This is a genomic window from Bacillus sp. FSL M8-0350, assembly GCF_038593345.1.
Taxonomy (GTDB): domain Bacteria; phylum Bacillota; class Bacilli; order Bacillales; family Bacillaceae; genus Bacillus; species Bacillus safensis.
The window spans coordinates 252,385-264,032 of sequence record NZ_CP151985.1; the positions used below are offsets into that span (position 1 = coordinate 252,385).

The 11,648-nt window shown below is 43.6% G+C and carries 10 protein-coding genes; 8 read left to right on the plus strand and 2 right to left on the minus strand.

All coding sequences use genetic code 11. The features are described from left to right. Window positions 1-27: 27 nt before the first annotated feature. Window positions 28-1,641, minus strand: coding sequence for a S8 family peptidase (locus tag NSS80_RS01420; RefSeq protein WP_061110432.1), 1,614 nt, complete (start codon window positions 1,639-1,641; stop codon window positions 28-30). Window positions 1,642-1,828: 187 nt separating this feature from the next. Here NSS80_RS01420 and NSS80_RS01425 point away from each other — a divergent pair, with 187 nt between their 5' ends. From NSS80_RS01425 to NSS80_RS01440, 4 genes are all read left to right on the plus strand, one after another. Further along, window positions 1,829-3,310, plus strand: coding sequence for an amidase (locus tag NSS80_RS01425; RefSeq protein ID WP_070326736.1), 1,482 nt, complete (start codon window positions 1,829-1,831; stop codon window positions 3,308-3,310). 37 nt (window positions 3,311-3,347) lie between these two features. Next, window positions 3,348-3,920 carry a TetR/AcrR family transcriptional regulator gene (locus NSS80_RS01430; RefSeq protein WP_231293947.1) on the plus strand — a complete coding sequence of 191 codons (573 nt, stop codon included), beginning with the start codon at window positions 3,348-3,350 and terminating at the stop codon, window positions 3,918-3,920. An 80-nt stretch (window positions 3,921-4,000) separates the two neighbouring features. Then, entirely contained in the window at window positions 4,001-5,023 is a 1,023-nt protein-coding gene (locus tag NSS80_RS01435) for a quercetin 2,3-dioxygenase (RefSeq protein ID WP_034283168.1), read from the plus strand. A gap of 158 nt (window positions 5,024-5,181) precedes the next feature. Beyond that, window positions 5,182-6,315 carry a zinc-dependent alcohol dehydrogenase gene (locus NSS80_RS01440; RefSeq protein WP_024424382.1) on the plus strand — a complete coding sequence of 378 codons (1,134 nt, stop codon included), beginning with the start codon at window positions 5,182-5,184 and terminating at the stop codon, window positions 6,313-6,315. A gap of 23 nt (window positions 6,316-6,338) precedes the next feature. On the opposite strand, the gene NSS80_RS01445 is transcribed toward NSS80_RS01440, so the two are convergent. Beyond that, window positions 6,339-6,776: a MarR family transcriptional regulator gene (locus tag NSS80_RS01445; protein ID WP_012008812.1), complete on the minus strand. Its 438-nt coding sequence runs from the start codon at window positions 6,774-6,776 to the stop codon at window positions 6,339-6,341. A 261-nt stretch (window positions 6,777-7,037) separates the two neighbouring features. Between NSS80_RS01445 and NSS80_RS01450 the strand changes: the two genes are divergently transcribed. The 4 genes from NSS80_RS01450 (at window position 7,038) to NSS80_RS01465 (ending at window position 11,631) form a co-directional block, all read left to right on the plus strand. Then, window positions 7,038-8,546, plus strand: coding sequence for an AMP-binding protein (locus tag NSS80_RS01450; protein WP_041116520.1), 1,509 nt, complete (start codon window positions 7,038-7,040; stop codon window positions 8,544-8,546). Window positions 8,547-8,612: 66 nt separating this feature from the next. Next, complete coding sequence (locus tag NSS80_RS01455; RefSeq protein WP_034283178.1) at window positions 8,613-9,995, plus strand: amino acid permease; 1,383 nt, start codon at window positions 8,613-8,615, stop codon at window positions 9,993-9,995. A gap of 100 nt (window positions 9,996-10,095) precedes the next feature. Beyond that, window positions 10,096-10,461: a VOC family protein gene (locus NSS80_RS01460; protein WP_025092526.1), complete on the plus strand. Its 366-nt coding sequence runs from the start codon at window positions 10,096-10,098 to the stop codon at window positions 10,459-10,461. 309 nt (window positions 10,462-10,770) lie between these two features. Beyond that, the gene (locus tag NSS80_RS01465; protein ID WP_041116522.1) at window positions 10,771-11,631 is read left to right on the plus strand and encodes an alpha/beta hydrolase; all 861 of its coding nucleotides are present in this window, start codon (window positions 10,771-10,773) and stop codon (window positions 11,629-11,631) included. Window positions 11,632-11,648 lie beyond the last annotated feature (17 nt).

Genomic DNA, 11,648 nt, shown 5'->3' on the forward strand with positions numbered 1-11,648 from the left:
CCTCGCTGAAAGGAATCGTTTTTTCTGTTAGACCTTAATACGGTTTAATCGTTTTTGTAAATTGGTTTTTGTTTTGGAGGCTTTTAGCTGTTTGACAGCGCTTTGAGCCGCTGCTTTTGTTTTCTTTGTTCGTTTGGCTTCCGCTTTTTTGACCTTTTGTTTAGCATCTGTCACTTTCTTTTGATAAGCGACTTGTTTTTTGACTTTGTCAAGCCGGTTTTGCAGGCTTGTTTTTTCTTTGCCTTTGTTTAGTTTTTTGATGGCCGTTTGAGCACTTTTAATAGCGCTCTGTGTTTTGTTCTTTTCGGCTGCTTTGACCTTTGCACGTGCCGAGCGGATATCAATGGCTGCTTGGACTTTCTTCACCCGTTCTGTGAGTGCTGTTTTTTGCTTGCTTGCAGTGAGCCGGCCAATTCTCGTTTTGGCTTGATTGACATCTGCCTGCTTTTTAGATGTTTCGGCTTTTTTGACAGCACTTGCCGCAGCCTTTAAAAAGGTGGATTGCGGCACATATTGCACGCGGCCATAGCCGAATTGCGGATCCTTCCCTTTTGCACCAAGATCCACTGTATAGCTGCGCAATAAAGTGCGAAGCTGTGCATTTGTTTTCTTCGGATGAAGCTGCTTTAACAGTGCCAGCATTCCTGTGACATGCGGTGCAGCTTGTGATGTCCCCGTTGCATACCAATATTCATTTTTTAAATAAGTGCTGATGACGTTCTCGCCAGGGGCAGAAAATTCAATCCCTTTCCCTGTATTCGAGATAGACGCAAGTTTGTCTTTGTCAGTCGTTGCAGAAACGGCAATGACACTATTGTAAGCGGCAGGGTAGCTAATATGATTCTTTTTTCCATCATTTCCGCTTGCAGCAACCACGAGCAGTCCTTTTTTATAGGCTTCATCTACTGCTGAACGCAAGATGGGGATATTGTCTTCAAAGCCTAAACTTAAATTAATAATGTCCATCTTGTTGGTAATCGCCCAATCGATGCCTCGAAGCAGACTATACAGGTCGCCTTCTCCCTTTTTATCTAACACTTTCACAGCATACAGCTTCACACCAGAAGCAACGCCGACTGTTCCATAATCGTTATTAAGCGCACCAATCGTGCCGGCGACATGTGTGCCATGTCCTTCATCATCTTTATAAGAGGATGTGTAGTTCACGAATGATTTACCGCCGGATACCTTTAAATCCTCGTGTGAGAAAATGCCAGTATCTAAAACGGCTACTTTTACATTTTTACCAGTGACGCCTTCTTTTATTGCTTGCTTGATATTTAGTTTTTGCAGATTGTAAGATTTTTGTACCAATGCATCCTGATTAGTAGCAGCGGCTGTTTTCTTCACAGTAGAAGCCGCGAGTTTAACCTTTACGTTTTTTGAGACGTAAGCGATGTTTGGGTCTTTTTTGAGTGAGGTGACCGCTTGTTCATCTGCTGTCACAGCGACAGCGGGAAGATGTATGTACTGTGCGTTCACTTTCTCACTTTCCTCAATCGCTGTTTGTTTTCCTTTTTGATTTTTATAGACGATGATGACATCTGTTTCTTTTGGCGGTGCAGCTGCCTGCGAATGGAAGGGCAAAGCAGTTGTCAACGCAAGAAGAAACGCAATGACGATAAGTAATTTCCTTTTCAATGCGTGGCTCCTCTCATCCGATGATCTCGGTCTTTTTTTCTCTATTATATCGGAGAAAGCAGAGGGATGGGATAGTAGAATTGTCGTCTTGTTCAGAAAGTTATTTTTACAAGTAACCTGAAATTGAAATTCATAGAATTCTAGTAGACAATAGAGACATCATGATAAGAGAAAGAAGGACATGCTGATGAACGTAAAAGAGTATATGACGTATGATGCGGCTGGCTTGGCAGCACTTGTGCAGAATAAGCAGGTAAAGCCCGAGGAGCTTATGCAGGCTGCATTTGATAGATTGAATGAGGTCAATCCAGAACTAAACGCTGTGATACGGACGAGACAAGAACAAGTTTTAAAAGACATCAAGGAGTTACATGAGTATCAGCCATTTGCTGGTGTTCCGTTTGTGCTGAAAAATATATCGCAAGGGATTAAAAATGAATCGCTGACAGCAGGAGCTTTGCTGTTAAAGGATGTAAAAGCAAATTCGGATTCGCACTTTGTTGATCGGTTGAAGCAGGCTGGTTTTCTCATGATCGGACATACAAATACACCGGAATTCGGTTTAAGAAATGTGACAGAGCCTGCTTTACATGGTCCAACGAGAAATCCTTGGAATACGGACTATTCTCCGGGCGGCTCAAGCGGCGGGACAGCAGCAGCTGTTGCAAGCGGCATTGTACCTGCTGGCGGAGCAAGTGATGGCGGTGGTTCCATCCGGATCCCAGCATCCTTTACCGGTTTGTTCGGCCTTAAGCCCACGCGGGGAAGAACGCCGGTAGGCCCAGGCGCAGGAAGGCAGTGGCAAGGGGCTTCCATCGACTTTACACTCACAAAAACAGTACGGGACAGTGCAGCCCTTCTTGATCTACTTCAAGTCATTCAACCTGAAGCTGCTTTCCAAACTCCGTTATACGATGGCAGTTACCAAGAGGATCTGGCGAAACGTACATCTTCTATGCGAATTGCTTACAGCGTAGAATCTCCAGTTGGCACGAAGGTCAGTGAGGAGGCGAAGCGGGCGGTTCAGCAGACAGTGAAATGGTTGAGTGAGCAGGGTCATCAAGTAGAAGAAGCCAAGCCAGAAATTGATGGGGTTCATCTCATGCAGCAATATTACGTGATGAACAGCGGAGAAATGTCTGCGTTATTCACTTCCTTGGCTCGTTCGTTAGGGCGTCCAGTAAAGCCGGAGGAAACGGACATCGTGGCATGGGTGCTGGCGGAGGCTGGCAAGAATGTGACCGCTGCTGCTTATACAGAAAGTCTTGATGCGTGGGATCGGGCTGCTGCACAAATGGCATCATTTCATCAAACCTACGATCTCTATGTGACACCAGCTACTGCCTATTCAGCTCCAAAGGTAGGTGAGCTTATGCATTCAGATCAGGAAACAGCCGCACTTTTACGTGTGTCATCCCTTTCAATGCAAGCACAGCAGGATCTTATTTATGACATGTTCCTCAAGAGCTTGACCTACACCCCATTTACACAGCTTGCCAACTTAACAGGTCAGCCATCAATGAGTGTTCCTGTTCATCTGACTAGCGCGGGCATGCCTTTAGGGGTACAGGTGACAGCACCTAAAGGAAAAGAGGACTGGCTGCTCAGGCTTGCGGCGGAAATGGAGACATCCTCGATTTGGAAAGGAACTAGTCAATTAAATCGATAACGCATGATAAGCGACTTTGGTCTATGGAGGGAAAAGAGTGTCACACGTGAGTACGAAGGACAAAATCATTCAAACGGCAGCACTTCTTTTACGTAAACAGGGATACCATGCGACAGGATTGAATCAAATTATCAGAGAGAGCGGCACACCTAAAGGCTCTCTTTATTATTACTTTCCAAATGGAAAAGAAGAGCTGGCTATTGCATCTGTTGAACACATTAGTCAAAAGGTCATTAATCAAATTGAAGAAGGCTTTGCCTATTCGGATGACCCATATATCGCCATCGATCGTTTTATGACAAAGATCATTCGAGGATTTATGGAGAACGAAAGTGAAAGAGGGATTCCAATTGTCTTGCTGGCGGCAGAGTCCAAGCCTGAAAACGCGCAGCTTCATGCTGCATGCAAACAAGAAATGATCCGCTGGCAGGAGCTTGTAAAAGAAAAGCTAATGAACAGCGGGTATGAAGAAAACAAAGCGGATGAGCTGGCTTCTCTCCTTCACTCAATGGTCATCGGGGGTTTATCGATGACCACTGCACTCAAACAAACGACCCCTTTAGAACACGTAAAAAGGTACCTTAGACATTTATTTATGCGAGAAGAGTAAAATCTCTCGCATATTCTCTATCTATTATATCAATTGGTCTATATAATATAGATAGTCAATTTGTCATGAGGAGTGATGGGATGTCGGAGCAACCGCAATCGATGAAGCAATCCGAAGGTACCTCTTTTTATACCGTGTCTGGTTCCGGAAAGCTGTATGGGCTGGAGAATCAGCTTGTTCATATGCTGGCAGAAGCAAATCAAACGAATCAGCTGTTTGAGCTTGCCTTAATCACAGGGGGGAAAGGAGCTTATTTCCCGCTGCACTGTCATGAGCACTTATTTGAAACTATTTTTGTGCTGGAAGGAAAGCTTGAAGTGATGCTGGACGGTAAAAAATACATGGCCACAGCCTTTGATTATATTCATATCCCGCCCAAAACGATTCATGGCTACAGAATGCATAGTCATAAAACAAGATTTATTTCATATACGCTGGGCGGAAAAATGACAGATGTCTATCAGCAAATTGGAAAGAGGCTTTTTCAGAATGAATGGTCTATGACTCATCATGCTTTCGATGCAGCCAGTTTTCAGCAGGCTGAAAAAGAAAGCGATATCATCCTGATGCATGGAATCAGAGAACTGTCTAATACAACGAGGCCCTCCGTTTTATTTCATAGTCAGCTTCCTCACGAGGTACAGCCTTATGTATTAGAGGCTGGTGAAGGGAAGCAATACATCATTGATGGCCAGATTCATGAGCTGATTGCAACAGTAGAAACAACAGGAGGCGGATTCAGTCATTTTGTGGTTGAAGGAGCGAAGGAGAAATATTTCCCGCCGCATTATCATCAAGTTCATACAGAAGCAATCTATTGTGTTGAAGGGAAGATGAACCTTCATTTGAACGGAGAGGATATTTGCTTGATGCCGGGTGACTTTGCCTATATCCCGCCGGATACGATTCACTCTTATGAATTTGTGTCTCATTCAAATAAAATGTTGGTTTTGCTGCTTCCAGGAGAAATTGAGCAGGTGTATGAACAGTTTGAAGAATCTCCAAGCCCAAGTATATGTCCTTATTTTATTCAAGAAGGGAACTTCATGTTCGATCGGGAGACTTCAACTCAATATGATTTGTTTTTTGTCGAAAAAGATTAACTGTGTAACGCGTTACACAACATCATGAGTCTGTCGAAACAATCGACAGGCTTTTTTTGTTTTTTGCCTCCTCCACATAAATTGCTCATTTGATGAATGAACCATTCATTCAAGGTGAAGCTATGTAAAGATGATTTGAGCTAAAGGAGGAAGTGCATGTGAGAGCTGTTACTTATCAAGGGAAAAATAGCATTGCAGTGAAGAAAGTAGATGCACCGTCGATTCAAGATCGAGAAGATGTGATCATACGTATTACATCAACAGCAATTTGTGGATCAGATTTACATTTGTATCAGGGGAATTTCCCGCTTCCAATCGGCTATGTAATTGGGCATGAACCAATGGGGATTGTGGAGGAAGTTGGCCCGGATGTCACAGCCGTAAAAAAGGGAGACCGTGTCGTCATTCCATTTACAGTTGCATGTGGTAAATGCCAATATTGCGATCATCACTTAGAAAGCCAATGTGACAACTCAAACCCGCACTACGATTCGGGTGGGCTTTTTGGCTATAGTGAGAAATATGGGAACTATCCCGGAGGACAGGCAGAGTATTTACGTGTACCTTTTGGCAACTACACCCCGTTTAAGATTCCAGAGGATTGTGAACTGGAGGATGAACAATTGCTCTTCTTATCAGATGTCCTGCCAACCGCCTATTGGAGCGTAGAGCACGCAGGTGTGAAAAAAGGCGATACGGTCATCGTGCTAGGCTGTGGTCCTGTTGGGTTAATGGCGCAGCAATTTGCTTGGCAAAAAGGGGCAGAACGTGTGATTGCCGTCGATTACATTGATTACCGCCTGCGGCATGCAAAACGAATGAGCGGCGTGGAGGTCTTTGATTTTACAGAAGATCCCGACATGGGAGAAACGTTAAAGGAGCTCACCAAGGGCGGAGCCGATGTTGTGATTGATTGTGTGGGAATGGACGGAAAGAAGTCGCCGCTTGAAAAAATTGAGCAAAAACTCAAGCTGCAAGGCGGAACGATCGGACCCATTCAAATTGCCACAAAAGCCGTTCGCAAATGTGGAACAGTGCAGATGACGGGTGTGTACGGCGGCCTGTACAACATGTTTCCATTAGGCGCTTTTTTCGCAAGAAACGTCACCCTGAAAATGGGCCAAGCCCCGGCGAGAGGATACATGTCAAAGCTCTATCAAAAAGTGACAAGCGGTGAAATTGATCCTAGAGCGATTATTACTCACAAATTGCCATTAGATGAAGCTGCTCATGCGTACCACATCTTCAATGACAAACAGGATGATTGTATAAAGGTCGTTTTAAAGCCATAAAAAAAGAAGGCTTAGGAGTATTCCTAAGCCTTTAATGTGTGCTCGTCCATCATTTTTTCGATTAATTCAAAAAATGTTTTTTTATCTTCCTCTGAAAGGTGGTTGAACAATTGATTCACAAGCAGCTGGCGATTGTCGATCATTTGTTTAGCAATTTGTTCACCCGATTCAGAGAGTTCAATCCACACAGTACGGCGGTCATTATTATTTCGAGAGCGGATGATCAGTCCTTCGTCTTCTAAGTGATTGAGAGCGGTTGTTGTTGCAGAGGGAGATAATGAAACTTCCTGCAGAATATTTTTCACAGTACATGATTGATGGCGGTAGATGATACGTAAAATAAACCCTTTAACATTCGTGACGTTTTTCGGAATATTTTCTTCATCTATTTGTTTCGTCGCTTTTAAATACTTTGTCAGTGCATGGTCTAACAAACTTGCCTCTAGCTCGAAATGTTGCATTCTCCATACCTCTTTTCCTATTGCATTCGCATTTCCGATCAATTACTAGGTCTATCTTATCATAATAATCATCATGATTTAAACCAAAATGGAAGACGGCTATAAAATTACCTATATTATCAATTAATATAAAGAACAATTCCAAAATGAAATGATTTTACTTTCAGCTGTTTTTATTTTAGAATGTGAATGAGATAAAATCTGCCAACCCAATTCGCTGGAAATTGGCTATTGGAAATCAAACGTTTGGAGATGAAGATATTGAATACTTTACAGGCATTACTCAACGACAGAATGGAACGCTCTTCACAAATTGAGGCGGTAACTGGCGGAGGGGTGTCATATACATTTGAAGAATATGCAAAACGCATCGACCAGCTTGCTCATTACTTACATCAAAAAGGGATTCGAAAAGGTGACCGCGTTTGCTTTATTTGTCAAAACCATCATCACTTTTCAACGATTATGCTGGCAGCCATTAAAGCAGGTGCAGTCGCAGTTCCGCTTAGCTGGCAGCTTACTTCTTTTGAGCTGGAAGGTATTTTGAAAAAAGCAGAGCCAAAGGCTTTATTTTTTGACCGAGAATTCCGTGACATGATTGCTGCGGTGAATGTGTCTTTAGACAACTGTCTCATGGTGGAATCTGGTGTAAATGCGAAAACAACGCAGCTGTTTGAAGACATATTGGCTTCAAATGATGGCAGTGATCTTGCGGAAGAGGTAACAGAAGAGGATCTAGCGATGATCTTATTTACCTCTGGGACAACGGGGAATCCAAAAGGCTGTATGGTCGGACATGGACGAATCTATCAATTTTTAACAAGACGCGGGAATCGAGGATTTGACTTGAAAGGGAAACGGTACTTGGCGAGTCACCCTCTCTATCATATGAGTTCAATTAATCATCTGATCGCCGCTGCCATTGAGGGGTATACGCTAGTTTTCTTACATGATGCAACACCGAAGCGCATTTTAGAAACGATCGAAAAAGAAAGAATAACGTTCATGATGGCTTTCCCATCAGCTTATACGTACATGCTGGAAGAAATGAAACGCGGTTCGTATGACCTTTCATCCTTTGAAATTGCGATTTCTGGCGGTACGAAGGTGCCGGTCCGTTTGATTAAGGACTACAAAGAAGCAGGCATTCAGATGATGCATGGCTACGGAAGCACGGAAGCATGGGTTGTCAGTGCGTGGCACCCTGCGATGGGCGAGGATAAAATGGGCTCTGCTGGTAAAGTGGATCCAGATGTAGAAGTGAAAATCGTTCATCCTGAGACTGAGGAAACACTGCCAGCTGGAGAAATTGGCGAAGTCGTCATGAGAAGCCCATTTTATTTCTTAGGCTATTATCATCAGCCTGATGCTACTGCGAAGGTGCTCAAAGATGGCTGGTTCCATATGGGAGATGCAGGCTATCTAGATAAAGACGGGTTTCTATTTATCACAGGCAGATACAAAGATGTGATTTTATACGGTGGAGATAATATCTATCCTGATCAAGTAGAAGAAGTCATTGAACAAATTCCAGGTGTGATTGAATCAGCTGTCATCGGGGTGCCGGACGAATTGTATGGTGAAGTGCCAAGTGCATATATCGTAAAAGACGAATCCGCCGATTTCTGCGAAGAAGATGTGGTGAACTATTGTCAGGAACGTTTGGCAGATTACAAAGTGCCATCCATTCATTTCATCAGTGAGCTGCCAAAAAACAAGCTTGGTAAAATCATGAAGAAAGATTTACGTGAATTGGTTGTGAATGCTTAGTACCTATTCTGCTATAATGAAATTTGAATGATTTTTTGTTTTTCTAACGTTTTGGAGGGAAAGGGTTTGCGACATATTCTTCGTAAGAAACACATTCACGATTTGTTGGAACAGAGCAGACAGCAAAAGGTAAAGAAAACGCTGGGCGGGCTCGATCTCACGCTTCTTGGTATAGGGGCAGTGATTGGTACAGGGGTTATGGTGTTAACTGGTATTACAGCGGCTAAAGATGCAGGACCGGCTGTCATTTTCTCCTTTGCGATTGCAGCCATTGTGTGCAGTTTGGCAGCACTTTGTTATGCAGAAATGGCTTCAGCGCTTCCTGTATTCGGCAGTGCATACATTTATTCATATACGACCATGGGCGAGCTTGTAGGCCATTTGATGGGCTGGACCTTATTATCTGTCTATATGCTGACTGCTTCAGCTGTTGCCAGCGGCTGGTCGAGTTATTTCAACAGCCTGCTCGAGGGATTTGGAATTTCGATTCCGCATCAATTTTTAGCGGGGCCGGAGCAAGGCGGATATATGAATCTGCCGGCGATTATCATTGCTTTACTGATTGCGTGGATCTTATCTAGAGGAACGAAGGAAAGTAAAAAATTTAATAATATCATGGTGTTTGTGAAACTCGGTATTATTGTTCTTTTCATTGTAGTAGGCGGCTTTTATGTACAGCCATCCAATTGGCAGCCGTTTATGCCGTTTGGCGCAGAAGGTGTCATTGCCGGTGCTGCTGCTGTGTTTTTTGCCTTTTTAGGGTTTGATGCAATTTCTGCTTCAGCAGAAGAGGTGAAAAATCCGCAGCGGAACCTGCCAATTGGGATCATAGGTTCATTACTTATTTGTACGATCATTTACATTGTCGTTTGTTTGGTCATGACAGGCATGGTGCACTATACACAGCTGAATGTCACAGAGGCTATGTCATATGTTCTGCAAAGTGTACATCAAAATAGTGTGGCTGGTATTATTTCGGTTGGTGCGGTCATTGGATTGATGGCTGTGATTTTCGCCAATAATTATGCGGCAACTCGAATTGCCTATGCGATGGGCCGAGACGGACTTTTGCCTAAAGTGTTTTCAAAAACAAACAAAAGTGATACGCCTGTTGCTAGCATATGGATGATTGGCGGAATGACAGCTGTTATTTCAGGCTTTATTGATTTGAAGGATCTGTCCAACTTAGCGAATATCGGTGCGTTATTAACGTTTGCCATGGTCAGTTTATCTGTGCTTATTTTGAGAAAGACACATCAGCAGCTTGAGAGGGGCTTCAGGGTTCCTTTTGTGCCGGTTTTGCCGATTATATCAATGGGCTGCTGCTTGTTCCTTATGCTCAACTTACCAGGCCGGACATGGCTTTACTTTGGGGTTTGGCTGTTAATCGGTGTCGTCATGTATGCAGCGTATTCAAACAAACACAGTGAATTAGCGAAATCTTCATGAGAAAAAGGTGCAAATCCGTTGACGATTTGTGCCTTTTTTCATACGATTTGGGATAAGCTATAAAAGAGATGATGGACGGAACAAGAGGAGGATGAGGGATATGATAAGTGTTAGTCCTTATATTGTTGTAGAAGATGTGAAAGAATCTCTTCAATATTATCAAGGGATTTTTGGTGGGGATATTCAGATCTTAAATGAACACCAGGACCGTGTCTTGCATGCTGAATTGCATCTTGGGGAATCACTGCTTCATTTTTCAGATACATTTGGACGCACGCCAAAGCCAGAGAATCTCAGATTGATCATGCAGTTCGACAATGAAGAAGAACTAAAGGCTGTCTATGAAGCGCTGGAAGCTGATGGAGATGTACTGGTCGAATTACAGGATACCTTCTTTGGCGCACTTCACGGACAAGTACAGGACCGGAAAAATGGGTTGATCTGGGTTCTGAATTATATGAAATAGACGAAGACCTTCACGAGTGTGAAGTTTCAGCGTGTAGACAAACCCTCGCATTCGGTGTCAGGTCTGCGCTCCGGTGCTCACGAATGTCCAATTCGCTCCGCTCCGGTACTCGCCCTTCCTAGACTGCAAAGGTTTTCTATCACGCTGAAAAGAAGACAAAGGGCTAAAATCAAGATCATTTTAGCCCTTTGTCAACAATCTGTACCTTCACGAGTGTGAAGGTTTTTTTGTGAGTGTTTTTATTTTCTGAAAAATGGAAAATATGCTATGTTGGAAGAATAAAAGGACAAGGAGAAGGGTGGCAAAGGAATGGAACAAATTGAGTTTCAATCAATCCAAACAAATGGTGTAACACTTCATACAGCAATGGCTGGACCGGAAAATGGCCCGCTGCTTGTGCTGCTCCACGGGTTTCCTGAGTTTTGGTACGGCTGGAAAAATCAAATCATCCCCTTGGCTGAGGCAGGCTATCGTGTTGTTGTTCCTGATCAAAGAGGCTACCATCTAAGTGACAAGCCAGAAGGAGTCGAATCCTACGTATTAGATAAACTGAGAGATGATATTGTGGGTTTGATCAAGACGCTGAGCCCGAACCAAAAGGCGATTGTCGGCGGACATGACTGGGGCGGAGCTGTTGCTTGGCATTTGGCTTCAACCCGTTCTCAATATGTCGAGAAATTAATCATTGTCAATATGCCGCATCCGCGGGTGATGATGAGGGTTCTTCCTTTTTATCCGCCGCAGTGGAAGAAAAGCTCCTATATCGCTTTTTTTCAGCTTCCGAATGTACCAGAGGCAGCACTTCAAGAAAATCACTTTCAAAAGCTGGATGAAGCCATTGGGCTGACGGCAAGACCACATTTGTTCACGAAGGAAGATGTCTCAAGCTACAAGCTCGCTTGGACGCAGCCAGGCGCCTTGACCTCAATGCTGAATTGGTATCGAGCCATCAAAAAAGGCGGCTTTGAAAAGCCGATTTCCAAACGAATTCTCGTTCCTGTTCGCATGATCTGGGGGATGGAGGACAAATTTTTAAGCAGAAAGCTGGCGAAGGAAACGATCAAGATCTGTCCAAATGGCCAGCTGATCTTTGTTGATGATGCTTCTCATTGGATCAATCATGAGAAACCAGAGGTCGTCAACAAACTTATACTTGAATTTTTGACATAAAGAAACAAAGCTCTGAT

Coding starts and splice junctions, on each gene's coding strand:
- NSS80_RS01425 (WP_070326736.1), top strand. CDS start 1,829: ATGAACGTAAAAGAGTATATGACGTATGATGCGGCTGGCTTGGCAGCA.
- NSS80_RS01435 (WP_034283168.1), top strand. CDS start 4,001: ATGTCGGAGCAACCGCAATCGATGAAGCAATCCGAAGGTACCTCTTTT.
- NSS80_RS01445 (WP_012008812.1), bottom strand. CDS start 6,776: ATGCAACATTTCGAGCTAGAGGCAAGTTTGTTAGACCATGCACTGACA.
- NSS80_RS01460 (WP_025092526.1), top strand. CDS start 10,096: ATGATAAGTGTTAGTCCTTATATTGTTGTAGAAGATGTGAAAGAATCT.
- NSS80_RS01465 (WP_041116522.1), top strand. CDS start 10,771: ATGGAACAAATTGAGTTTCAATCAATCCAAACAAATGGTGTAACACTT.